General features: G+C 46.7%; 18 protein-coding genes. 12 read left to right on the top strand and 6 right to left on the bottom strand.

Features of this window, described 5'->3' with window-relative positions:
- The first annotated feature begins 44 nt into the window (after positions 1–44).
- The 9 genes from NDI34_RS00665 (at position 45) to NDI34_RS00625 (ending at position 11,259) form a co-directional block, all read left to right on the top strand.
- On the top strand, positions 45–872 hold the full coding sequence (locus NDI34_RS00665) for a class I SAM-dependent methyltransferase (RefSeq protein ID WP_348231546.1): 828 nt from the start codon (positions 45–47) through the stop codon (positions 870–872).
- Positions 869–1,984 carry a glycosyltransferase gene (locus NDI34_RS00660; protein WP_348231545.1) on the top strand — a complete coding sequence of 372 codons (1,116 nt, stop codon included), beginning with the start codon at positions 869–871 and terminating at the stop codon, positions 1,982–1,984. The genes NDI34_RS00665 and NDI34_RS00660 overlap by 4 nt, the downstream gene beginning before the upstream one ends.
- Positions 1,969–3,123, top strand: coding sequence for a hypothetical protein (locus tag NDI34_RS00655; RefSeq protein WP_348231544.1), 1,155 nt, complete (start codon positions 1,969–1,971; stop codon positions 3,121–3,123). Before NDI34_RS00660 ends, NDI34_RS00655 begins: the two co-directional genes overlap by 16 nt.
- A gap of 18 nt (positions 3,124–3,141) precedes the next feature.
- Entirely contained in the window at positions 3,142–4,290 is a 1,149-nt protein-coding gene (locus NDI34_RS00650) for a glycosyltransferase (protein ID WP_348231543.1), read from the top strand.
- Positions 4,291–4,295: 5 nt separating this feature from the next.
- Positions 4,296–6,266: an asparagine synthase (glutamine-hydrolyzing) gene (asnB, locus tag NDI34_RS00645; RefSeq protein WP_348231542.1), complete on the top strand. Its 1,971-nt coding sequence runs from the start codon at positions 4,296–4,298 to the stop codon at positions 6,264–6,266.
- Between the two features lie 17 nt (positions 6,267–6,283).
- Complete coding sequence (locus NDI34_RS00640) at positions 6,284–7,003, top strand: hypothetical protein (RefSeq protein WP_348231541.1); 720 nt, start codon at positions 6,284–6,286, stop codon at positions 7,001–7,003.
- Positions 7,004–7,546: 543 nt separating this feature from the next.
- Entirely contained in the window at positions 7,547–8,341 is a 795-nt protein-coding gene (locus NDI34_RS00635; protein WP_348231540.1) for a class I SAM-dependent methyltransferase, read from the top strand.
- Positions 8,342–8,559: 218 nt separating this feature from the next.
- Positions 8,560–9,840, top strand: a complete 1,281-nt coding sequence (locus NDI34_RS00630) for a nucleotide sugar dehydrogenase (protein ID WP_348231588.1) — start codon at positions 8,560–8,562, stop codon at positions 9,838–9,840.
- Between the two features lie 240 nt (positions 9,841–10,080).
- Positions 10,081–11,259, top strand: a complete 1,179-nt coding sequence (locus NDI34_RS00625; protein WP_190416086.1) for a glycosyltransferase family 4 protein — start codon at positions 10,081–10,083, stop codon at positions 11,257–11,259.
- 489 nt (positions 11,260–11,748) lie between these two features.
- On the opposite strand, the gene NDI34_RS00620 is transcribed toward NDI34_RS00625, so the two are convergent.
- From NDI34_RS00620 to NDI34_RS00610, 3 genes are all read right to left on the bottom strand, one after another.
- Positions 11,749–12,795, bottom strand: a complete 1,047-nt coding sequence (locus NDI34_RS00620) for a fatty acid desaturase (protein WP_348231539.1) — start codon at positions 12,793–12,795, stop codon at positions 11,749–11,751.
- Between the two features lie 203 nt (positions 12,796–12,998).
- On the bottom strand, positions 12,999–13,262 hold the full coding sequence (locus NDI34_RS00615; protein WP_190434831.1) for a hypothetical protein: 264 nt from the start codon (positions 13,260–13,262) through the stop codon (positions 12,999–13,001).
- A 258-nt stretch (positions 13,263–13,520) separates the two neighbouring features.
- A complete protein-coding gene (locus NDI34_RS00610) occupies positions 13,521–14,477 on the bottom strand; it encodes an aldo/keto reductase (protein ID WP_190416082.1) in 957 nt (318 codons plus the stop codon).
- Positions 14,478–14,591: 114 nt separating this feature from the next.
- Between NDI34_RS00610 and NDI34_RS00605 the strand changes: the two genes are divergently transcribed.
- Both NDI34_RS00605 and NDI34_RS00600 read left to right on the top strand, forming a co-directional pair.
- Positions 14,592–16,040, top strand: a complete 1,449-nt coding sequence (locus NDI34_RS00605) for a BCD family MFS transporter (RefSeq protein WP_348231538.1) — start codon at positions 14,592–14,594, stop codon at positions 16,038–16,040.
- A 73-nt stretch (positions 16,041–16,113) separates the two neighbouring features.
- Positions 16,114–16,920: an inositol monophosphatase family protein gene (locus NDI34_RS00600; RefSeq protein ID WP_348231537.1), complete on the top strand. Its 807-nt coding sequence runs from the start codon at positions 16,114–16,116 to the stop codon at positions 16,918–16,920.
- Positions 16,921–17,094: 174 nt separating this feature from the next.
- Here the strand turns inward: NDI34_RS00600 and ggt are convergent, their stop codons facing one another.
- From ggt to NDI34_RS00585, 3 genes are all read right to left on the bottom strand, one after another.
- On the bottom strand, positions 17,095–18,840 hold the full coding sequence (gene ggt / locus NDI34_RS00595) for a gamma-glutamyltransferase (RefSeq protein WP_348231536.1): 1,746 nt from the start codon (positions 18,838–18,840) through the stop codon (positions 17,095–17,097).
- Positions 18,841–18,943: 103 nt separating this feature from the next.
- Positions 18,944–24,184 carry a PAS domain S-box protein gene (locus NDI34_RS00590; protein ID WP_348231535.1) on the bottom strand — a complete coding sequence of 1,747 codons (5,241 nt, stop codon included), beginning with the start codon at positions 24,182–24,184 and terminating at the stop codon, positions 18,944–18,946.
- Positions 24,178–24,369 carry a hypothetical protein gene (locus tag NDI34_RS00585; RefSeq protein ID WP_190430582.1) on the bottom strand — a complete coding sequence of 64 codons (192 nt, stop codon included), beginning with the start codon at positions 24,367–24,369 and terminating at the stop codon, positions 24,178–24,180. Before NDI34_RS00585 ends, NDI34_RS00590 begins: the two co-directional genes overlap by 7 nt.
- A gap of 258 nt (positions 24,370–24,627) precedes the next feature.
- Between NDI34_RS00585 and NDI34_RS00580 the strand changes: the two genes are divergently transcribed.
- On the top strand, positions 24,628–26,169 hold the full coding sequence (locus NDI34_RS00580; protein WP_190434814.1) for a DEAD/DEAH box helicase family protein: 1,542 nt from the start codon (positions 24,628–24,630) through the stop codon (positions 26,167–26,169).
- Positions 26,170–26,187 lie beyond the last annotated feature (18 nt).

Genomic DNA, 26,187 nt, shown 5'->3' with positions numbered 1-26,187 from the left:
GTATAGTAACAGTTTTTAAAGAAATATGATTTGCAGGAACATTTATGATTAAGACTTTTGAACAGGAAGTAAAGCAGGGCGAGCGCTTTCAATTTGGCAAAAACTGGCAGCGTTTTTTATTAGTTCTCAATGACGAGCGCATTGCAGAAGCACAAAAATCGCTCAAACAGATGCTACAAGTAGAAGATTTACAAGGTAAAACCTTTCTTGATATTGGCTCTGGTAGCGGTCTATTTTCTCTTGCGGCTCGTCATTTGGGAGCTAAAGTGCATTCTTTTGATTACGATCCTGATTCAGTAGGTTGTACGCAAGAACTTAAACGCCGCTATTTTCCCGATGATAATAATTGGATTATTGAACGAGGGTCAGTTCTAGACGCAGATTACCTAAAGTCTCTAGGACAGTTTGATATTGTTTATTCTTGGGGCGTGCTTCACCATACTGGAGCTATGTGGCAAGCCCTAGAAAATGTTACTTTACCTGTTGCAGAGCGGGGTGGGTTGTTTATTGCTATCTATAACGAACAAGGAAATAAATCTAATCAGTGGCGCAGAATAAAGCAACTTTACTGCTCAGGAATAGCAGGCAAAACCCTAGTTTCTACTTTTTTCATTCCCTATTTTATTTTAGGTGGATTAGCTGTAGATATACTCAAGGCTCGAAATCCCATAGCTCGCTATACCGATTCCAAAAAATCTAGGGGTATGTCTAAAGTTTATGATTGGTTTGATTGGTTAGGCGGCTACCCTTTTGAAGTCGCGAAACCAGAAGATATTTTTAAGTTTTATCGAGATAAGAATTTTGTGCTAGAAAACCTCATCACTTGTGGAGGTGGTTTAGGCAACAATCAATTTGTCTTTAAAAAGCAATGATTGAGATTGCCTTTCTAATTCGCTCCCTAAATTACGGCGGGGCTGAAAGACAATTAATCACTCTTGTAAAAGGCCTTGACAAGAAAAAATTTAATATAACCGTTTTATATTTTTACTCTGGTGGGGCATTAGAAAAAGACCTGCAAGATATTGGAATAAATCTAATTTGTTTAAAAAAGCGCGATCGCTGGGATGTTGTCGGCTTTCTGTGGCGTCTTGTCAGTCATCTAAAGTGCATAACTCCTAACGTATTGCATGGATTTATGGGTACATCAAATTTACTGACTATCTTCCTCAAGCTTTTTTTCCCGTCAACTAAGATGATGTGGGGAGTTCGAGCATCTAATGTTGATTTAAGCCGCTATGATTGGCTATCACTTCTTATATTCAAACTAGAGTGCTTATTTTCTCGTTTTGCTGACCTGATTGTTGTCAATTCTCATGCTGGTCAAGCTTATCATCTAGCGCATGGTTTTCCCGCTAATAAGATAGTAGTAATTCCCAATGGTATCGATACAGAACTCTTTAAACCACACAAGGAAGCAAGGGCAAGGGTGCGGGCAGAATGGAATATAGCCGAGGACACAATATTAATTGGGTTAGTGGGACGGCTAGACCCTCTGAAAGACCACCCTACCTTTCTCAACGCAGCTGCACTTCTATGTCAAGAGCGGAAAAATTTACACTTTGTCTGTGTGGGTAGCGGACTGGAGAGTTATGCTAATGAGTTGTATCGTTTATGTGAAGAGTTAGGTATCTCTAACAAAGTTATCTGGGCAGGAGCGCGTGCCGATATGCCTGCGGTTCATAATAGCCTAGATATTGCTGCTTCTTCTTCTTACACCGAGGGATTTCCGAATGTGATTGGAGAAGCGATGGCGTGCGGTGTCCCGTGTGTTGTGACAGATGTAGGAGATTCTGCCTGGATTGTAGGTGATACTGGGGTGGTAGTGGGGAAGCAAAACCCAGAAGCTCTTGCTCTAGGGTGGGTAGCTTGTTTGGAAAGTGATAGGAGTGTCCTGGGGTTAAAAGCGCGAGCGCGCATTGTCGAAAATTTCAGCGTTAAGCAGCTAGTTAAGCAAACCGAGGTAGTGCTGTGGCGGAAGGTTTAACTAATGATTTACTTTGGGCTGCGTTCTGCATGGGATTGTTAAGTTTCTGGATCGCTAGTCGCCAGCTTTCAAAGATAACATCATTTTTTGTAGCTGCTGTCAAAGTTTTGATTCCGCTCCTCTATTTTGCCTTCTTTTATGATGGCAATTGGACTTTTGTGGATGACATAGCTTATCAATTCCAGGGTAAAAAAATGTTGGAATTGGGATATAACCCGATTACAGTATTAGTCAATCCAGAGGGTCTGTCGAATCTGATGCTTCTATCGGGGGGGCGACATATCCTCTATGGCTGGTGGAATATACTCGGTCAGTATTTATTTGGTAAGTATTACTATCCTCCAGTATTTCTTAATGTTTTTCTTACTTTTATTAGCGGGTATTTTCTGTTTTGTATAGCTCATCTAAGTGGTTTTAGCCCTAAGTATGCTAAGGGTCTGCTTCTGTTTTCTTTATTTCACTGGGAAATAGTAGTATGGTCATCCTTGGTTAATTTAAAAGATATCCTTATTATGACTATTACCATAGTAGCGATTTACTTAATTTTAAGGCTATCAAAACAGCTAAATTTTTATGTTCTCTTGGGTTTGGGAGGAATATTTTTTATCTTTTTCTGGATTAGATTTTATATCCCTATCGTCATAATGATAGCTACCGTAATTTGGATTTCTCTTTTTCTGAAGGGCTGGCGGAGATATATTTTACTTGTTTTATCAGCTATTGGTAGCATTTTTGTAGCATTTTTCTTAGGATTAGAAAATACTATATATAATTTCAATCGCCTCGATCAGAATTGGATAACCATTTTACTAGGAGTAATCAGGATGGCGCTAACGCCTCAACCTTGGTCAATTGAGCCTGCATATACTTTTCTATTTTTTCCATCTATTCTTCATTGGATATTATTTGTCCCTGCTGTGTGGGGTGTATGGATGCTTTGGCGGCGTTCAAGAGAAGCCAAATTGCTGTTCATATACCTTGCTCTAGCCCTGTTGCTTTATGGAGCTTTTCAGGATATACAAGGACCTCGTCAGCGGCTTCAGCTAACTCCTATCATTGCTTGGGCACAGTTTCACTTCTTGTGGGTGATTTTTAAAATTCAGCACCCTCGTATTACGTTAAGAGGATATCTGATATAGCTAATATTACAAAAATAGATGAAGTTGTTGTTTATCATCACCGGGCTTTCAACTGGTGGGGCTGAAATGATGCTATACAAGTTGCTATCTCGCCTGGAGCGGGAGCGGTTCGATCCTGTTGTAGTGTCTTTGAGAGAGCGCGGCACGTTGGGCGATCGCATCGAATCGCTAGGCTCCCCAGTTTACACTATTGATATGAAACCAGGAATACCAACCTTAGCCTCTATTTGGCGGTTAATTCGCACGGCGCGACAACTAAAGCCTGACTTGATCCAAGGTTGGATGTATCATGGAAACCTAGCAGCACAGCTAGCTGGTATTACTGCTCCTCAGCCCGTACCTGTAATCTGGAATATTCGCCAATCCCTGTACTCATTAGACAGTGAGAAAGCAGGTACAGCAGCCGTAATTAAACTATTAGCTAAACTTTCTAGTTACCCTGCACAAATTATTTATAACTCTAAAAATAGCGCAATCCACCATGAAGAGCTGGGCTACAAAGCTGACAAAACCAAAATAATTCCTAATGGTTTTGATACAGACTTATTTGCCCCCTCAACAACAGCTAGAAATAGCTTGCGAAGTGAATTAGGTATTGCAGAAAAGGTATTTCTTATTGGTTTGATAGGACGGTATCACCCCCAGAAAGACCATGCTAATTTTTTGCAAGCCGCTGCAATTCTATTTCAAACTAGCCCAGATATACACTTTGTTCTTGCAGGTACCGGAATAACTCGCGAAAACATAGCCCTACAGGATGTTATCAAAACATTGGGGCTTACAGAGCGAATTCACTTGCTGGGAGAACGCGATGATATGGCACGCTTGACAGCGGCTTTGGATATTGCTTCCTCTTCTTCTTACAGCGAAGCTTTTCCCAATGTAATTGGTGAAGCTATGTCCTGCGGTGTACCTTGTGTGGTTACAGATGTGGGAGACTCAGCCTGGATGGTGGGCGATACAGGGCGGGTTGTACCTGCACGAGATCCGCAAGCACTCGCCAATGCCTGGAAAGAGTTAATCGCTCTGGGGTCAATGGGTAGAGAAACGCTGGGGCATCTGGCACGGACAAGAATCATCGAATACTCTTCTTTAGACTCTGTTGTGGCACAGTATGAGGAGTTGTATGAGATTGTACTTACTGGGCAACTCAACAGAAGGAATTAGGGTGAATGTGCGGTATTACAGGTTTTTGGGATACATCCAGACAAAAAAGCGCATTGGACATGCAGGTGATCGCGCAAAAAATGTCCGAGACCCTACTCCATCGCGGCCCAGATGACGGCGGCGCGTGGGCAGATGCCGCAGCCGGAATTGCGCTAGGTCATCGGCGGCTGGGAATTGTAGACCTCTCCCCACAAGGACATCAGCCGATGGTGTCTGCCAATGGGCGCTACATTATTGTGTTCAACGGCGAGATTTATAACTTTTTAGACTTGCGGCGAGAACTCGAACGGCTAGGACATCGGTTTCGCGGTGGTTCCGACACAGAAGTGATGCTGGCTGCTTTTACAGAGTGGGGTTTGCAGCAAGCCGTCCAACAGTTTAACGGTATGTTTGCCTTTGCCCTGTGGGACTGTCAAGAAAGAGTTTTGCACTTGTGCCGAGACAGACTAGGGGAAAAACCCCTATATTACGGCTGGATGGGCAAAACTTTGTTATTCGGTTCCGAATTAAAAGCACTCAAAGCTTATCCCCATTTCCACTCTGAAATCAACCGCGATGCCTTAGCGCTGTTTCTGCGGCACAACTATATCCCCACACCCTATTCCATCTACCAAGGAATCTACAAATTACCCCCCGCCACAGTCCTAACCTGGAATGGTAGTGAAACTCGCTCTTCTCCAATCCCATATTGGTCTGCCAAGCAAATCGCTGAATCAGGTGTCACCAACTCCTTCGCGGGTTCAGAGGCGGAAGCAGCAGAAAAACTAGAGGCGTTGTTACAGGAAGCCGTCAAGCTACGAATGGTGGCAGATGTCCCCTTGGGCGCTTTCCTCTCAGGCGGCATCGACTCCTCGACTATCGTAGCCATGATGCAGCGAGTCTCAAGCCAACCCGTGAAAACCTTTACCATCGGTTTTTATGAAAACTCTTACAACGAAGCCGCCTATGCCAAAGCTGTCGCCCAACATTTAGGCACAGACCACACAGAATTATATGTGACACCAGAAGAAGCACTAGCAGTTATCCCCAAGCTACCAACTTTGTACGATGAACCATTCTCCGACTCATCCCAGATTCCTACCTTTCTCGTCTCTCAACTTGCCAGAGGGCAAGTAACTGTTGCACTTTCCGGGGATGGCGGGGATGAACTCTTTGGTGGCTACAATCGCTACTTTTGGGGTAGCAAGATTTGGCAGCTAATTGGTTGGATACCCAGCACTGTGCGGCAGTTTGCAGGTGATGCACTGACTAGCTTATCCCCCGATAAGTGGAACCAAGCTTTTTCTCATATTGATAGCCTGCTACCAGCGCAACTACAGCATCCAAACCCAGGCGATAAACTCCACAAGCTAGCGGAAATTTTAGCAATGCCGAACCCTGATGCTATGTATAGAGGTTTGGTTTCCCACTGGAAAAACCCGGAAGTTTTGGTAATAGGTAGCCGCGAACCATCGACAGTATTGACCGATTCTCTTAACTGGGCGCATCTGCCATCATTTATTCAACGCATGATGTACCTCGACACTGTGAGCTATCTTCCGGACGATATTCTTGTCAAGGTAGACAGAGCTACTATGGGTGTGGCTTTAGAAGCTCGCGTGCCGATGTTAGATCATCGCCTTGTCGAGTTTGCCCTGCGCCTGCCACTTTCTATGAAAATCAACAATAGTGGGGGTAAGAGGCTGTTACGAAAAATATTGTGTAAATATGTGCCTCGTAACTTGATCGAACGTCCTAAAATGGGTTTTGGCGTTCCGATCGATCGCTGGTTACGCGGTTCTTTGCGAGACTGGGCGGAGGAATTGCTTTCTTCAGAAAGATTGCAGCGGGAGGGCTTTTTCAATCATCAACCCATTCGTCAGAAATGGAAAGAGCATCTTGACGGTGATGACTCGGATGGGCTGCGTCAACGCAATTGGCAATACTATCTCTGGGACATCCTCATGTTCCAATCCTGGTTAGATGCTCAATACTAACAATTTCTTAAATAAATATGAACAATGGAAAAAATTATAACGAAAGACTTTTTTCTGGCAACTGGAGATCGGCTTTACATTTCAGTAGATTTTACTGGCTCATCAAACAAATACAGAAATTAAATATACAAAGAGCCAAAATTATTGAATTAGGCTGTTACGATGCAAAAACAATTGATTTTCTAGTCAAAGTACCTCTAGAAATTCAGGAATATTTGGGTTTTGATAGAAACTGGGAAGGAGGTCTAGATATAGGATTACAAAAGTGGAAACACTATCCTAATATTCATCTTCAATATTGTGAAAAGCCAGAAGATATATCCAATATTTACGAAGTTTGTAATATGGGTATCTGCATGGAAACCCTAGAACATATTAATCCTGAAATGGTAGAACCTTATTTATTTAAACTTAGCAAAGTTATAAAAGGATATATATTTATTACTGTTCCGATAGAAAGGGGATTGCCTTTCTTATTAAAGCATGTAACTAAAGATATTTTTTCGATGAAAGACGATAGCTTTAAAAAAGGAGAGTTTTTTAACTCAATAATAGGTAGAATGGATAAGGTTGAACGTTGCGAACACAAAGGGTTTGATGATAGAGTTTTATTAAAACAAGTAAAAAAATACTTTGATATAATTGATGTAAAGGGCATTTTTCCAGGTATGCCTTTTGTGAGTTTAAATTTTACCATAGGAATCATAGCAAAGACTAAAGGTTGGCAGTCTCATTAGGGAATGAGGCAATGAAGGAAAAAAGGTGAACCACTAAGACCCATGAAGTATTCATAATTCAGTTTGCACAAAATTTAGTAAGTGTTAGTGTATTTAAATAATGAGCTAGAAATAAATTTTACGGCAGGGTGTGATAAGAAGTGGAAAAATTAAAGATAGCCTCAAAGTTTGGTTAGTTAATAATAAGGGTTGGTAGAATTGATGGTGAAATTGTTTGGCACGGAACACTGACCATAAAACTTAACGATAGTTAGGGTAAATATTTAGGTGTCAATTTTTGCGGGAATCATGAGCCTCGGAACTTGATTGGCCATCTCAAAAGAAGCTTCGGGATTCCGAGCGATTCCTGGTTGCGCGGTTCTTTGCGAGATTGGTGGAGGAATTACAGCAGGAGGTTATTTTCAATTCTCAACGTATTCGTCAGAAATGGAAGGAGCATATTGTCGGCGATCGCAACTGGCAATACTATCTTTGGGATGTACTTATCTTCCAGGCATGGTTGAATGAACAACAGAACTCCTGAACGCAAATAGGATTAAGCAAATGAATACAATAGATGCTACAGATGTTAATTATTTGTATTTCGTACATTACATAAAACAAATTCCAGGATATCAATCTTTTAAGATACTGGACTTCGGTTGCGGCAATGGAAATATAGTCCAGTTAATGAGGTCAGAAGGTATAGATTGTTATGGGGCTGATGTTTTCTACTCTGGTGCATCCTATAAAACTCTGTTTGAAAATGAATTATTTAAAAACAAAATTATTCGAGAAATTACTGAAAATGGAGAAATTCCCTTTGAAGATTCTTATTTTGATATAATTATATCCAATCAAGTGTTTGAACATATAAACGACAAAGAAAGCGTGCTTAAACAAATTGAAAGAGTTGTAAAACCCAATGGGTTAATGTACCATCACTTTCCTTCAAAAGAAGTAATTCGTGAAGGCCATATAGGAATACCTATGGTTCATTGGATGGCAAAAGGTAAATTTCGTTATTTATACACTGTTTTACTCAGGGGAATCGGACTGGGATATTTTAAAAACGGAGTGTCAATAAGTAAGTGGGCAAAAGAAAAATTAGATTGGATAGATAAATATTGCTTTTATGAGAAATATGCAGATATATACAGCTTATTTGCTGGCGAATATATTATTTATCACCGCGAGATAGAATACTGCCGCTTCAGGGCAAGGAATAATTCTATGTTAAAATTTCTTCTTAGCATAGAGCTGTTTAAGGAAATTTATCAGTATCTATTCAGGCGATTGGGGTTCATGGCAATTGAGTTGAGGAAGCGAGACAACTGTGTAGCGGTGGATATCGAATGAAGAAAGGCAATGAGCGCTGTCTCGACTTGTTCATTTCGCTCCAGTCAGTCGATCAATAACTCAAATGCTTGCCCCGAAAGGGACATAGCATAAAGCTGGGCAGGCAATGCTTGCGGCGCAGCTCAACCCATGAAACTGGCAATAATATCTCTGGGATATGTTAAAGTTTCAGGCGTACCTAGAACAACACGCAGCAGCTTTGACTCAGGTTTATGGGCATAGGCGATCGCATTGCAATTATCGGTCTTGGTTATGTTGGTCTACCCGTTGCCTTGGCATTTGCTAAAAAATTTCCAGGCACAATTGGCTTTGACACCAATATACATAAAGTCAATACTCTCAAAGGGGGGGTCGATCCATCTCATCAAATCTCAAATGAAAACTTAAAAACCTCCAATCTTTACATCACCGCAGATCCAGCCGAATTGCTCGGAATAAAATTTTTTATAGTAGCCGTACCAACACCAATTGACCGCAACAACCGACCGGATTTGACGTGTTTAATTAAAGCTTCGGAAACCATTGGCAAAGTTTTAAAACCGGGATCGATAATAGTATATGAATCTACTGTATATCCGGGAGTAACCGAAGATATTTGTGGGCCAGTATTAGCTAAACTATCAGGCTTGCAACAGGGAATTGATTTTAAATTGGGTTACTCGCCAGAACGCATAAACCCAGGCGATCGCGTTCACACCCTAGAAAACCTGGTCAAAGTCGTAGCTGGGGAGGATGCCGAAACCCTGGAACGGGTTGCCAATGTCTACGGCAGCATCATTGACGCAGGCGTTTACCGCGCCCCTTCCATCAAAATAGCCGAGGCAGCCAAAGTCATCGAGAACACTCAACGAGACTTGAACATTGCCTTGATGAACGAGTTAGCCTTAATTTGCGATCGCCTAGGCATCCGTACCTGGGATGTTTTGGCAACAGCCAAAACCAAATGGAATTTTTTGCCCTTCACACCTGGACTCGTCGGGGGTCATTGCATTGGGGTCGATCCTTATTACCTGACGACTAAAGCAGAAGAGCTGGGGTATCATCCTCAAGTCATCCTAGCCGGTCGCCGTATCAACGACAGCATGGGTACATACCTAGGACAGCGCCTAGTCAAGCTTTTAGTTCAGGCTAATCTGCCCATCAAAGGGTCGCGAATTGGGATTCTAGGGCTAACGTTTAAGGAAAATGTGCCAGACCTTCGCAATAGCCGAGTGCCAGATATTGTGGCAGAGCTGCAACAATTTGGTGTAGAGCCACTCGTACATGACCCCTTGGTCGATCCCGATGAAGCACAGCGCTACTACAACATTGACCTTGTCCCTTGGCAAGCCTTATCCGATCTGGAGGGACTGATCCTTGCAGTCAGTCATCAAGTCTACCTAGACATGCCCAGCGCTCAACTACTCACTTGTCTGCGCTCAGGTGGAGTATTAATGGATGTCAAATCGGTTCTTGACCCTGCTACATTACCATCCACTATCCATTATTGGAGTCTTTAGAGTATATCTGTAAGGCGCTAATTATCTTGTAGTGGCGAAGCATTCAACTGGGAATGAATCGATAGAACCCTGTTTTTCCCTAAGATTGTTAGCTCTCAAGAGAGCCACTACCAAGACCAGATATAAGCTGGGCGAATTGACTTATAGACAACCTTATTAGTATTGGTTTCACTATCAAGTTTATATATTTCCATACCTGCATATAAACTAATTGATAAAACTAGGGTGAGATTAAGTTGTGTGGAAAACAAAAATCGCCTGAAAATTTTGCTAGTTGCTAATACGGGCTGGTATCTTTATAACTTCCGTCTGCCTCTAGCTAGATTTTTGCGTCTTCAGGGAATCGAAGTCGTTTTAGTTTCCCCTTGGGATGCCTACGTCGAAAGGCTGGAAGCAGAAGGGTTTCGTTGGATTCAACTGCGGCTGAGTCGGCGGAGTATCAACCCTCTAGTAGAACTCTTAACCATTGCTCACTTAACATACATTTACCTTCGTGAGAAGCCCTCCGCTGTCCATCACTTTACAATTAAATGCGTTCTGTACGGAACGATTGGTGCAAAGCTCAGTAGAACGAGAGCAGTTGTGAATGCTGTAACCGGCTTGGGCTACATCTTTATTAGCACCGAGTGGAAGGCTCGTATTTTACAACCTATTATCCGGTTTCTGTATCGGCAGATATTGACTGCTCGTAGAGTGAGGGTTGTGTTCCAGAATATGGATGATCTGCAAGCTTTTGCAGACCGAAAGTTGATCGTTCCGGACCGGACGGTACTAATCAGAAGCTCTGGTGTTGACTTGAAGCGCTTTTCACCACGTCCTAGTCACCCTGATGCTCCACCTGCTCCGGTTGTGTTGTTCGCCGCTAGGCTGCTAGTTGATAAGGGTCTGATTGAATACGTTGAAGCTGCCCGCATCCTCAAAACAAAAGGAGTCTGCGCGACCTTTCAAATAGCAGGTGTCCCAGACACCGGAAATCCATCTTCAATTTCTGAGACGACCTTGGAGCAGTGGCGCAGGGAAGGAGCGGTTGACCTTCTAGGGTATGTAGAGAAGATGGAAAACCCGATCGCCTTATCAACCGTTGTTGTGCTTCCTTCCTACCGAGAAGGTGTGCCTCGAATTTTACTAGAAGCCGCTGCGATGGGGAAACCACTGGTAGCAACAGATGTCCCTGGCTGTCGAGAGGTGGTTATTCCTGGCGAAAATGGCTTTCTGGTTCCCGTTAAAAATGCTCGGCTGTTGGCTAATGCCATTGAGGTACTCCTGAAAGATCCAGACCTGTGTAAAGCAATGGGGGACGCCGGGAGAGAGAAGGTGTTACGTGAATTTGATGACCAGGATGTGGTAAGAAGGACGGTAAAAGTCTACGAAGTAATAGGAGTAAGACTATCAAGCGACATGGCAGCAACTGAGCAATAGCGATTAATTTCTAATTCTTGGAGTTGGTTGAGCAGTGGTTGGTAACGGTAGCCTCACTCACCCGCAGCAAAGGCAAACTGATGAAGATGTTTCATCCCCAGCGCAAAAGATACCATTTTTGTGTTTAGCTAGTTCTGCCTTTATCTTGCTATTAATCGAGATTATTCCTGTGGGAATAGGGATTACTTTCTATCTAAGCACCCTTGCCCCAAGCTATAAACGCTAGGTGGAGAACCAAACTAGGAAAAGTTTATTGCTCAAGTTGTCCAAATTATCTGTTACTGCAAATTTGGGTTTTCCAGGCACGCCGCCTAACCAAACTCGTGAAATTTTTCGTGCAGATGAAATTCCGGAGTGGTGGGTACATCTCGACCGGCGTGCAGTTGATCCGTCACCTAAAAATACCCTTTTTCCAAAAAAAACACCCCATTCCTAAAAAGTCAAGGGTGCTTGAAAGAGTGTATACCTGATTATTTTGGAGCTGCTAGCCTATCGCCCAATGTGGTAGTCCTTAAAAGACTGATAGTAAGAGTCTTCGGGATTGTACAGGTGACATTCATCTGTAATCTGCTTCATCAAAGACCAAGAGAAGCGGCATTCACGAATTGAGTCTCCCCAGTTTTGTTGGATACTGCGATGAGCTAGTCGCAAGTTATAGGAAGGAATTGCGGTAGAAATATGGTGGGGAATGTGAACGTTGATGTCGTGGCAGAGAAATTCCACCCAGCGTGGATAATCGCAATGGACGGTTCCAAAGAGTTGCGCTTGAGCTTGATTCCACTGCTCGGCGGGGGTGAAGGGAATTTCCGGCGCTGTGTGGTGAACCAAGGTAAAGGTACTCATCCAGAAGTGGTACACCAGCCAGGGTAGAAGCCAAAATTTGACAAACCCCCAGATGCCGATTGTGGCAATTAATAAGGGGAAAGCTACGCTGGCAAATCCCAACACGACTATCGCCGATAATTTCACCTTCTGGCGGTCTTTGCCTTTAAATTGCCACCAGTTAAAATGCATAACGCCCCAGTGGACAATCGAAGCCACCCACCAAAATCGACCCCGCAGTAAGCGATAGCCCCACTGTCCCAAGCTTCCTAAAGTGTTATAAAACTCTGGTTGAAAGGGTTCCCAAGCATTGTCTTCATTAAGCTTATTGGTGTGGGCATGATGGTAATTGTGCAGAATCCGCCAACTGTGGAAAGGATAAATTAGCGGCAGCATGAATAAATGCCCCACGAGATCGTTCACCCAGCGCCGATTGGCAAAGGAGCGGTGTCCGCAGTCATGACCAATCACAAAAAAACCAGTCAACCCTGTGCCGATAAAAATCCAGAGGGGAGGTAAAAGAAACCAGGGAGCGATCGCTAAACCCCAGTAGCCCAAGCCAACCATTAAAACGTTAATCAGCGCTGTGAGCCAAGCTTTGCGGCGATTCTTGGTAAAAACCTCACGCGGTAGACTTCTCAAAATGTCTCTTAGGTGCAGGCTGTCAGTGGTTGCATCCGAGTTCGGGATCGTTGCTGGGATGGTCGATGTCATGCAGAGATTAAAGTTCTCGTGGTTTTCGTTGAGTGCAGTGCGTTTATACGCGCACAAAAATACTGCCCGATACAGATTTGTGGCAGGCAGTATTTTTGATCGGCGAATGATTTATAACTTCGGGCAAACGAAGCTAGCACCGAAGAGTTGCCGATAGAGTTACAAACAGCATTTCTAGGGATAAAAGCCTCTTCCTACGAACCTTACGGGTTAGCGGTGCTGGGTGTCGCCGCCATCTCGCGATCCGATGCTAACCGCTGCTGTTTGATTGTTTGCAGCTGTTGCAAGAGAATTTCAACTTCCGCCTGCAAATGCAGGAACTTAACTTGCTGGTCGGCTTGATAGACAGCTTTGGTCACAGGCTTCAGATGCTTGTCACCAGTTGGGGCTGTCAAAAGATTGCTCAGCGGCTCGGAATTGCCAACAGAGTCTTGCGGACGGGTCAGTGTAGATGAACGAGTGGACATCAGCTAAACAGATATTTCTGTGTACTCACACCATCCAGTAATTTTAGCCTGAAGTGGTAACTAAGTTAAATTTTATGTGTCGCTTTTCTAATTGGCTAAAAAAATGCTGTGTTCTGTAGAAGTTAGGTCGGTACTGCTACCTTTGTCGCTCTGGCGGACGCAGGCTGCGCCTACGGGTCGAATACGGCTCGCGTCGTTCCTTCAATAATGGACACAATCGAGGCACCGCCTCGATTGCGAACCAAATTTAAAATCGGTTTAATTTCGCCAAGGACGACTCACCTGTTCCAATTGGGCAACTTCCTCGCTGCTCAATTCCCAACCGAGCGCCCCGGCATTCTGCCGCGCCTGTTCGGCTGTCTTTGCGCCTGGAATCGCAATCACATCGTTCTGAGCGATTAACCAATTGAGGGCAACCTGAGCGGGGGTTTTTTGATACTTTTCCCCTAACTGACTCAGCAAGGATGTCACCGGGGAGATTTTCTCTAAGCCGCTGCGGCTGAAGCGAGAGTCAAATCTGCGGGCACCCGTCGGTTCCTGGTACTTCTCAACGGTGTACTTACCAGTGAGTAACCCTTGTGCAAGAGGGCTGTAAGCCAGGATTGTCACCCCCAGTTGACGCGCTGTGTCTAGAATGCCGTTGGTTTCGATTTGTCGCGTTAGCAGAGAATAGCGTACTTGGTTCACCGCTAAAGGCACACCCCTGGCTGCCAGCAGTTGGTGGGCTTCTTTCATTTGTTCGGCTGAATAATTGCTGACGCCGACTGTCGCAATTCTGCCTCGCTTCACCTCATCGGCTAGAGCATTCATCAGCGTCTCTTGACTCATTAAGAAGGTAAAAGGCCAATGCACTTGATAAAGGGCGACTTGCTCGACCCGCAGACGTTTTAAACTTTCTGTTAAAGCATCTGAGACAGATTGAGCCGTGAATCGCCAAGGGGCAGGGCCGTATTTGGTAGCAATTTGGGCAGGACACCCAGTTTCTTGCATGAATTTTCCCAAAAGTGACTCTGACTCTCCGAACCCGTAAATCTCAGCAGTGTCAAAAAAGGTAATGCCGGAATTTAGCGTGGCTTCAAAGGCTTCTCGTAGTTGGGCTTCTCCGTAATCGCTGCCATAATTCCAAAACAGCTTGTCCCCCCAAGCCCAAGTGCCGATACCGAGTTGGGTGACTGTGGGACCATCGCGTCCTAAAGTAATCGTTTGTAGGCTCAAAATTTCTACTCTTTACAAAACTTTATATTTTTCAGTTTAACGTCGCAGACAGTCGCAGATGAGTATGGTGAAATGAAAACAGCAAAAGATGCTTTCATTTGCTTTTAAAAAAAGATGGCAACAGGTGATATATCAAATTTGCAACCAGAAGACTCGAAACCCCGCGAGTCATTTCCTCCCAAGGTGAATTTATTCACCATGTTCCGACTCGGCTTATTTCAGATGGGATTGGGGATGATGTCCGTTTTGGCGCTGGGCATCCTCAACAGAGTCATGATTGGGGAGTTAGCAATTCCTGCCACAATTGCAGCGGGTGCCTTGGCGATGCACCAGTTTGTTGCCCCAGTGCGAGTGTGGTTTGGGCAAATGTCGGATGCAAAGCCGATATTGGGGTATCACCGCACGGGTTATGTGTGGATAGGTGCAACACTGTTTGCGATCGCATCCTTCCTCGCCGTACAAGTTATGTGGCGTCTGGGCAATGTGGTGCAAGCTGCCGGGGGTTGGTCGTGGACAACCCAAACCTACGGCTGGACTGGTTTGCTGGCACTTGTCTTCGTGTTTTATGGCGTGGCGCTGAGTATGAGTTCGACTCCCTTTGCCGCAATGTTGGTGGATGTTTCCGATGAAGATAATCGTTCTAAACTTGTCGGGATTGTCTGGTCTATGCTGATGGTGGGAATTGTTATCGGGGCAATTCTTGGCAGCAGTTTGCTCAAGCAAGTCGGCACAGACGCACCCCTATCAGCATTGCAAGCCTCGATCGACCGCTTGTTTGTAATTGTACCGGCGACCGTGGTGGGTCTGGCATTGCTGGCGACGGTGGGCGTTGAGAAAAAATATTCGCGCTATACCTCTCGTTCCACTTTAGTCGAGCGAGAAGATAGCATTACCTTGGGTAAGGCATTGCGAGTGTTAACCGCTAACCGGCAAACGGGAATCTTTTTCACGTTTTTGCTGGTAATGACGATTAGTTTGTTTATGCAGGAAGCAGTCTTAGAACCTTATGGGGGCGAAGTTTTCCGAATGCAAGTTTCGGAAACCACCAAGCTGAATGCTTACTGGGGATTGGGAACGCTGATTGGAATTAGCAGCACTGGTTTCTTGATTGTGCCGCGCCTAGGTAAGCAAAAAACAGCTAAGCTAGGCTGTCTGTTAGTAGCCGCTTGTTTCGTGTTGATTATCCTGTCAGGATTTAGCCAAAATCAAAAGTTATTGCAGGGTGCGTTATTCTTGTTTGGGCTTGCCTCTGGTGTCACAACCACCGGCGCGATTAGCTTAATGCTGGATCTGACAGCAGCGGAAACAGCCGGTACGTTTATCGGTGCTTGGGGATTGGCGCAGGCAATGGCACGGGCACTGGCAACCGTGACGGGAGGTGCTGTTTTGGATGTGGGGAGAAAGCTATTTACTAATCCCGTACTCTCCTATGGATTGGTATTTGCACTGCAAGCCGTGGGAATGGTGCTAGCGGTTTGGTTCCTCAGTCGAGTAAATGTGGCAGAATTTCGCACAGATGCCAAAAATGCGATCGCAACTGTCCTGGAAGGTGAATTAGACTAACGAATTGCGAATAGATCATCGCTAATGGTGAATTGTATTGCCATTAGCCATCAACCTCGAACCACGAACGCAGATGACAGATTTTTGGGAGAAGGTTCTCAGCTTTGCACAAGAGACGACTGTTAGACTCGGCAAGCAACTGCTGCAAGATTTTGGACAGATCCAGGCAGAACATAAAGCAGATGGGAGTTTGGTAACGCAGGCAGATAAGTGGGCGGATCGAGAAATTCGAGAAGCGATCGCGCGCACATTCCCCAGCCACGATGTTTTAAGCGAAGAGGCAGAACATACCTTTTTCGGTTCCGAATGGTGCTGGGTCATCGATCCGGTTGATGGCACCACCAATTTCACGCGGGGAATTCCAATCTGGGGAATTTCAATGGGGTTGCTGTATCAGGGCACTCCGGTATTCGGGTACGTGTATTTCCCCCCCACCAGGCAATCTTTTCACGGCTTTTGGCACGGTGAAGGCGGTGACAATGGTGCTTTTTTAAATAATCGCCCGATTCACACTAGTCCAGATGCTCCGAGTAATAGTCACTTTTTCTGCGTGTGTGCCAGAAGTACCTCTATCTTGCAGAAACCTTTCCCCTGCAAAATCCGGATGCTGGGCGTCACTACCTACAATTTCCTGGCAGTTGCTTCCGGTACCAGCTTGGGTGGTGTTGAATCTACCCCCAAAGTTTGGGATATTGCAGCAGTCTGGGCAATTTTGCAGGCGGCGGGTGGGGTTTGGATACCGCTGAATTCAAACCCCGTGTTTCCTTTGCAAAAAGGAGTGAATTATGGCAGTATTTCTTTCCCCACTTTAGTCGTGAGTCGTCCCGAACTCGTCCCAACTTTTCAACCTTTAGTGCAATTTTTGGGCAATAACAATTGACACTCCCGCTCTTTAAGGAAAGCTTCTCACATCTAGCTGAGGGCGGTTGAAATCAATCCTCTTCCCTCAGCCCTCTTCCCTGACTCCTCAGCCCTCACTCTTTTTCTCTCAGCCCTCAGTCCTCAGTCCTCAGTCCTCAGCCCTCAGTCCTCAGTCCTCAGTCCTCAGCCCTCTCTAATAACCGCTTGGGGCACCTTCGCCGCGAGGATCGGCAGCACCTTCTAATAAGCCTTCAGGGGTCACGACGATCGCGTTCGCATTTCCCCAAGGCGATCGCTCTTCGATTTTGTGCCCTCGACGGCTCAGTTCTGCAAGCGTGGCGGCGTCTAAGCCGTAAGGTTCCACGTTGAGCTTGTCCGGAAGCCATTGATGATGGATACGGGGGGCGGAAACGGCGGCACCAGCATCCCTGCCGTATTCCAGGACGTTGAGGACAACTTGCATCACGGTAGTAATGATCGTGCTACCCCCAGGCGCACCGACAGCCATCCGCAGCTTGCCATTTTCGGTGACGATCGTTGGGGTCATACTGGAGAGGGGAATTTTGCCGGGAGCGATCGCATTCGCTTCACCGCCCACTAATCCAAAAACGTTGGGAACTCCCGGTGCAGCGGCAAAATCGTCCATCTCGTCATTTAGCAGAATCCCCGTTCCCGGCACCACCACACCCGAGCCAAAGCCGTAGTTAATCGTAAACGTGAGGCTGACGGTATTGCGCTCCTCATCGACTACCGTTAAATGAGACGTATCTTGCGATTCCTTGGGATTGGCAAAGCCCTGTAGCGTCTCCTGATTCCCTGCCTTTACCTCAGTTGAAGATCGCGCCCGTTCCAGACTAATTTCCTGGCGTCTTTTGGCAGCGTATGCCGGATTAATCAAGGCATTAACCGGAACTTTCACAAAATCCGGATCGCCCAAATGTACAGCCCGATCCGCATAAGCGATCCGCATTGCTTCCACCATCAAATGCAGGGAGTCTGGGTGGTGCCATCCTTTGGATTTTAAGTCAGTTTCCCCAATAATATTTAAGATTTGCAGCAGGTGAACGCCTCCCGACGAAGGCGGCGGCATCGAGCAAATCCGAGCAGCGCGGAAATTGCCGCAGACGGGGGCACGCCAAGTCGTTTTGTAAGATTTTAAATCTTCAAGGGAAATCAAACCCCCATTTTTTGCCATATCGCTCGCGATCGCGCGGGCAATGTCGCCAGTATAGAAGTCTTGAGGATTGAGGGCGATCGCTTGTAAGGTTTTGGCTAAATCTTTTTGTACCAGCTTCTCTCCCGGTGCAAACAAAGTGCCGTTCGGCGCAAAAATTTGTCGGGCTGCGGGATTATTGAGAATGGCATCCTTGCGATTTCCAGCAACTTGGGCAAAACGCGAGGTAGGGTTGATCGTAGAGCCTTCGTTGGCAAAACGAATCGCCGGTGCGATCGTTTCTTTCCAGGGAAGTTTGCCATACTGACGATGGAGTTCATACAGTCCCGCTACCGTTCCGGGGACCGCTACAGACAAATATCCATTCACACTGGCATTGGGACGCACTTTCCCCGCTGCATCCAGGTACATATCCCGCGTTGCCTTCAGGGGGGCGCGTTCGCGGAAGTCAAGCGCTTTGATTTCGCCAGTTTTCTCCAAGCGCACCAGCGCAAAACCCCCGCCGCCGATCCCAGCCGAAAAAGGCTCGACAACGGAAATGGCAAAAGCAGTTGCCACGGCTGCATCGACTGCATTGCCTCCCTTGCGTAACATAGTCAACCCTGCGTCACTCGCCAGTCGGTGAGCGGAGACAACCATCCCCCGTTTGCTTCGGAGGGGCTGTACAAATGCTGCGGGTGCTTTGTCGCACCAAGACACGGAGACAGAGACAAGAACTGTCACCAGTGCCAGGGAAAAACGCTTAGACCTTAGAGAAATAGGCATTATTGTGGCGCAACAGAGCGATCGCGATTGCCCCCTAACATATCACTTACTACTGGCGATGATTGTTTTTTTTCTTAAACCAATCCCTTTTCCTGACCACCATTTAAGAATGGGTGCGTCCGGTGAGGTTAGCGATCGCTGTCGCTATCTCCACGGGGTTGACTGGCTTAGAAATGTGTACCTGGAAACCTGCTTGGAGCGCCTTGATACGGTCTTCAGCTCTGGCGTAGGCAGTCAGCGCTACAGCCGGAATTGTTCTACCTTGTATATCCAGCGCCCTGACTTGACGAATCAGGTCGTAGCCATCTTCTTCCGGCATCCCAATATCGCTCACCAAGATATCCGGCTGCAAGCGGTGGAGGGCTTCCAGTGCTTCGCGGGCACTCGTCACAGCGGTGACTTGGGCGTGGTATTGCTCCAAGATGGCAGTTAGCACTTCGCGGGCGTCGGGTTCATCATCCACAATTAGCACTCGCAAGCCATCCAGCGTTACGGCACAGGAAGCGAAGTCGGCGGAGGAAGGAGGAAGGTGAGAATCTAATTCATCTTTCCGGTTTTCTGCTTCCTCCCTCCGGAGCGGTAAATTCACAATAAAGGTTGCGCCTAAGCCAAGTCCGGGGCTTTGGGCGCGGACGGTTCCCCCTTGCAATTCTACGAGGTGGCGCACGATCGCAAGTCCAAGTCCGAGTCCGCCATGCGATCGCGTAGTTGTACCATCGGCTTGACGGAAGCGTTCAAATACATAAGGGAGAAAGTCGGCACTAATCCCTTGTCCCGTGTCAGTTACTCTGATTTCGGCATAGTTGGGAATCGGGAATTGTTCGTTCCCATTCCCCCTGCCTACAGAAAGTTGTACCTCGATCCGCCCTCCCTTGGGGGTGAACTTGACGGCGTTAGAAAGCAGATTCCAGACGACTTGCTGCAAACGAGCGGAATCGCCCAAAATGAGTCCGACTGAGCGATCGCATCTAGAGTCAATTTGAATGTTTTTCGCTTCTGCTGCGGGTAGCACCGTATCGATAGCCGCCTCAATCACGGGTACAAGTTCGATGGGACGCACATTTAGGCGCAACTTGCCGGTAATAATCCGCGAGACATCTAGAACATCCTCAATCAATTGAGACAGTGACCTGGTATTGCGGTCGATGGTTTCCAGGGCGCGGGCGGCAGTGGCGGCGTCAAACTTCCGGGTACGCAGGAGTTGAGTCCATCCCAGCATGGCGTTGAGCGGCGTTCGCAGTTCGTGGGAAAGGGTCGCTAAAAACTCATCTTTGGTGCGGTTTGCTTCTTGGGCTTCCCGGTAAAGGCGTGCATTCTCAACCGCGACGGAAGCCATCTGTGCCAGTTGGACGAAGATGGCTTCATCTTGTTCGGTGAACTCACCCTCGTATTTATCCGACAGTTGAATCAAACCGATATTTTTCCCGTTGTGTCCCGTCAGGGGTGCAGCTAGCCAGCCTCGCATTGGTAGATTATCAACAGTTTTGTCAAATTCTTTCCAAGCCGGATGTGCCTCCAGCTCAGCTTGCGTCATCCGCATCGGGCGGTTCCTCTGCCAGACAAGCGAGTAGATGCTCGTCGTCACATCAAGTTCTTCAGGGGATTCGCGCCTGGCTGCATATTTGTCTGACACAGAGATGGCGTTGAGAGACTGCGCCCAGTCTTGATTAAAACTTAGTTTGGCGTGTGACTGGTGGGCACCGATGATGGTACGCGCTTGGTCAGCGATCGCTTGCAACCGCTCATCAATCGAGAGTGTAGAGTTGATGGCTAAAGCAGCATCCGCCAAGCCTCGAAGTTGGGTCGCCCGTTGTTGTTCGTTGAGCAAAAGTTGGTTGCGTTCTTGCTCTAACTGCTTGCGATCGCTAATATCGGCAACAATGGACATACAGCTAAGATTTCCCTGAGCGTCACGCACTGGACACGCCCAGACGCTGATATCAACCAGTGAACCGTCTTTCTTTCGACGACGTGTTTCTATAGCCGTTAATGTTCCGCCTTGCTCGATAGCATCAAGTTGTGCTATAAACTCGTCTCGTTTATCTTCTAGGATGCTAGGAAGAAAACAGCCGACTACCTCTTGTTCACTCCAGCCGAAGATCCGCTCATCTGCTGGATTCCACAGTTTTACCGTTCCATCATCAATACTGAGAACTGTAATCCCCAGGGGACAAGCTTGAATCAGGCTGTCAAGAGTTTGGTTCGTTGCTTGCAGCGCTTCCTCAGCTCGCTTCCGTTCGCTGATGTCTTCAACCATGCCCAATCCATAGCAGGGGTTCCCTTCTCGATCGTAAATTGCCGTAGCTGTAAGATTAATCCATAAAATTTCCCCATTTTTCTTGATATAACGTTTTTCTACTTGATAGCGAGTTAGTTCACCTGTGAATAATTGCTCTGTATAGCGCCAATCTTTTTCAATATCTTCGGGGTGGGTAATCTCTGTAAAGGTCAATTGACTGAGTTCTTGCTCTGGGTATCCCAACATCTCACAGTAGGTTTTATTCATTTTGACCAAGCGACCGTTTATGTCAACCACGGAGATGCCAATGGGTGCCTCTTCAAAAAATTTTCGGAATCGTTCTTCGCTTTCTCGAAGTGCTTCCTCGGCTCGGACGCGCTCTGTAATATCTTCGTGTACCAAAACCACTTCGCGAATATTTCCGGTTTCATCTTTGACGGGATAGATGAAAGCCTGCGTCCAGCGTTCTTGCTCGTGGAAATCTCCTAGCTCCGAAACATAGTAGACGATGGGTGGCATGGCTGTCGCCTCGCCAGCAAATGCCTTTTGAATGTACGGCATGATGCCTTTAGCAACTAATTGCTCATCCTGCAACAGGTTGTATTCCGAAAGTTGGTCAAGCGTGATTCCCCAAAGTTTCTCCCAAGCCTGGTTTACCTGAAGAATCCGACCGTCGAGAGCCATAATTTGCGTACTCAACGGGGACTGATCCACCAAAGCTCGGAAGCGAGCTTCTGATACTCGCAATTCCTGCTCAGCGCGTTTGCGTAGCGTAGCGTGCCGCAGGCTTTCGCTTAAGTCAATCGCAAAACCCACTCCGATTTTGTTCGCTCCGCCCAGATAGCCTGTCCCCACTAGGACGGGAACCCTGGTGCCGTCTTTGCGGATGTATTCTTTCTCGAAAGGCGTATGGGTGCCTGTCTGCTGCATCGCCTCCATCGCCTGCAAATCTAAATGCCGATATTCTGGCGGCGTCATTTCCGCCCAGTTCGCTTTTCCGGATAGCACTTCCTCCTGTGTATAACCGACGATGTTACAAAAGACATCGTTTGCTTCCAGGATATTGCCAGAAAAGTCCGCAATGATAACCCCGATAATATTTGACTCAATCAAGCGTCTCGCCCGTACTTCACTTTCTCGCAGAGCCTCTTCAGCTTGCTTGCGCTGGGTGATGTCGCGGGAAATGACCACGATCCCCTTGATGCTTTTATCCTGATTGTGCAGGGGGGCGACGATATATTCGTAGTGTTGCAAGCCGCTAGCACCTAAGAACTCGTTCTCATGTCTGATCGGTTCTCCGGTAGAGATGACTTCTTCTCTGTGAGCATCAAATCGGCTCATAATTTCTTCTGGCAAGCCGATATCTCGCCAAGTTTTGCCTACCAGCTCGCTTGGCTGGAACCCTACCACTTGGGCACCGCCAGCGCTTACATATTGGTAGCGACCTTCACGATCGAAGATGTAAATGTGATCGACAGATGCCGAAAGAATTGCATCCAGCGTACTGGCTTGTTCTTGAAGCTCGTTTGCGAGATGCCGAGAGTTTTCTTCCGCTTGTTTGCGTAGCGTAGCGTGCCGCAGGCTTTCGCTAATGTCCTGTTGAGTTCCCCACGCTCGTACTAAAAAACCATTTTCCACAATTCCTACGAGGTTATTTAAAAAATATTTGGGATTTCCTTCTTTATCCACCTCATAGGATTCTGCATCGCTGAGTCGGTAGCCAGACTGAATAAACGCCCGCAAATATTCAATATTATGTGGCTCGGAGGGAATTAAAAAATCTTCTAATCTTACCCCAATAATTTCTTCTACACTACTAAACCCATACATTTGAGCCATGACCCGATTGCATTCAGCTAAGTATCCATGTTGGTAAAAACGCTGAATCTGCTCATCTTCTGTCACTTCTATGGGAATCGGTTGCTCAAGTTCAAATCGCCAAATTCCTTCTGAACTCCGCTCAATAAAAGCGCGGTAGCGTTCTTCGCTGTTCCGCAACAAGGCTTCAGCTTGCTTGCGCTCAGTAATGTCTCGAATAATACTTAAAACTATTTTTTTATTGCCAATTCCTAAGCTTTGGGCACTCACTTCTACCGGAAAAGAACTCCCGTCTTTCCGGTAGTGAATGGTTTCAAACAAAATCCCTTCTTTGTCTGCTTGTTCAATTTGCTGAGCGATTAAATTCCGAGTTTGTGGCGCTCGTAAATCGTTAATCTTCAGGGAAATCAACTCTGATTTAGAGTAACCATAAGCTTTAACAGCAGCTTGGTTTGCTTCAATAATTTGACCATCAAGCTGAATATATAAAACAATGTCACGACTGTGTTGAGAAAGAAGTTGATATCGTTTTAATTCTTCCTCAGCGGCTTTGCGCTCGGTGACATCAGTTAACATCGCGATCGCTTTCGGCATCGCTTCACCTTTCGCGTCGCTGACACCGCCTTCATTAAAAATAAGATTTGTGGAGACAATTGCCCAAAGCGTCGAACCGTCTTTGCGGCGGTAACGGAAGTCAAACTGCTCGTTGATACCCTGCTTCCCACGCTCCAAAGATTGCTCTAACTGAATACGAGCCTCTTCATCCATGAAGTCAAAAATTGGACGACCGAGCATCTCTTCTACACCGTAACCGAACATCTCGGCTAACCGTTGATTGACGTACTCTATTCGCATTTGGGCATCCAATAACCAGATGCCCTCGTTAGCCGTCTCGACGATGCTACGATACCGCTCCTCGCTGGCTCGTACTTTTAATATGTTCTTCTCGGATCGATGCTTGGCAGCTTTTAATTCCGCGCTGAGCCAACTAATAAATAATGCCACCAACCCAAACACCGCCACTCGCAGGATGTCCCCTCCACCAAACAAAACTGAATGGAACGGCGGGATAAAAAAATAAGAAATCGTTAAAGTAGACAAAACAGTAGCTAACAGTCCCGGTTTCGAGCCGCCGTACCAGGAACTCAACATCACGGCAGCAAAAAAAAGTGGGGAAATGTGCGGCTGAATGTGCGGCAATAACCACAGCGTCAGTACCCCAGCGCTAGCAACGGCGAGTACAGCAACACCGTAGCGCCGTAATCGAGGGTTGATTTTTTTTAACATATTCTGTTCTCCTGGCGGGTTCGGCATTTGGAGCGCTTCGCACTAATGCCAACACCGATTCTTAATGTAAAAAATGAAAAACGAATCTCCCGCGCCAGCGCGATCGCGTTGCGCTGACTTGTCAGTTCGCTGGTTCGCACATCTACCCTAGTGGCTCCTCGATCCGTATCATAGCCAGATGTCAAGATTTAGCGCCTCTATATTGCAAAATACTGATGATGCCAGTGTTAAACACAAAAATCGGCTCCAATTACGCTGTTGCACAAGATTGCACCATACTGTAACAATTTTGCGCGGTTGGGTTGTGAGGTTGGGAGAGTCTATTTACTACCCCCGATGCATTCATCCCTTAATTAGGGAAAGCTCCAATTACTGCAAGGGTTCAATCGCATTGTGCATTAAGTCTCCTAAAATTATCGGGGGATTAAGAATTTAAAAAAATAATGGCTCGTAGCCCTACTTTATCTTTTGATCGTGGCACTTTAATATTGCATCCGCCTCCTAGGGGCAAAGCTTGGGTGGAATATGCGACTTGGGACGATCGCGTGGAAAAGTTCCGCATTCCGGCGATGCACTATCGTCAACTGGTAGAAGCACTACAAGCGGAAGAAACAAATTTTATCGATGAGGCGAAGGGTTTTCAAGCGCTGGAACTCGTCGCCAGCATGGAAATGGAACCCTACCCGCATCAAACCGAGGCGCTAATGGCTTGGAAGCAAGCGGGACGTCAGGGAGTAGTGGTGCTGCCTACGGCGGCTGGGAAGACGTATCTGGCTCAACTGGCGATGCAGGCGACGCCGCGCAGTACGTTAATTGTGGTGCCGACACTGGATTTGATGCACCAGTGGTATGCTCACTTGACGGCGGCTTTTCCGGATGCAGAGGTGGGGTTGCTGGGAGGGGGTTCGCGGGATAGAACAGCAATTCTGGTTGCCACTTACGACAGTGCGGCAATTCATGCCGAAAACTTGGGCAATCGCTATGCCATGCTCGTGTTTGATGAGTGTCACCACTTACCGACTGATTTTAATCGGGTGATTGCCGAATATGCGATCGCGCCCTACCGACTGGGACTGAGTGCGACTCCGGAGCGTTCTGACGGCAAACACGCCGATCTAAATCTTCTCATTGGTTCCGAAGTTTACCGCAAAACAGCAGAGGAACTTTCTGGTTCGGCACTTGCTGAGCATGAGATCGTGCAGATTAAAGTCAAGTTATCGCAATTAGAGCGCGATCGCTACAACGAGTTAATTCAACTCCGCAACAACTTTTTGCGAGAGTCCAATATTTCTCTCGGCAGCATACAAGGCTGGCAGCAGTTTGTGATGAGAAGTGCCGGTTCGCCAGCAGGACGTCGGGCGATGCTAGCCCATCGGGAAGCGAAAGATATCGCCTTGGGTACAGACGGCAAACTGCGAATTCTCGCCAATTTGATTGCCGAACACCACCCAGAACGAATTTTGATTTTTACGGCTGATAACGCGACCGTTTATCGCATTTCCCAGGATTTCTTAATCCCAGCGATTACCCATCAAACGCCGGTGAAGGAACGCCACGAGATATTAACTCGGTTTCGGGAGGGAGAATACAAAACTCTGATCGCTTCCCACGTCCTGAATGAAGGGGTGGATGTCCCCGCCGCTAGTGTGGCAATTATCTTATCGGGCACGGGTTCCCAGCGTGAGTTTATTCAGCGGATGGGACGGGTTTTGCGAAAAAGTCAGGATAAAAATAAACGTGCCATTCTCTATGAGGTGGTGGCGGAAAATACGAGTGAGGAAGGTACGTCCCAGCGGCGGCGGGGAGATAAGAAAAACGAACCGCCAAGGCGCAGAGAACGCGAAGAAAGAGAGGAGAAGAAAGGTAAACAATTGGAGATTTTGCCGTCGAAACCGATTTATGGGGTAAATTCTAATGTCGCTAAGCGAGCAGCGGAGTCACCGGCAAAATGGGGAGAGGAGGATGAACCACCCATTAGCGATTAGCAATTAGCAATTAGCAAT

Origin of the sequence: Trichocoleus sp. DQ-U1 (assembly GCF_039961925.1) — a bacterium.
GTDB lineage: Bacteria > Cyanobacteriota > Cyanobacteriia > Cyanobacteriales > FACHB-T130 > FACHB-T130.
This window is presented reverse-complemented; position numbering and strand designations above follow the sequence as displayed.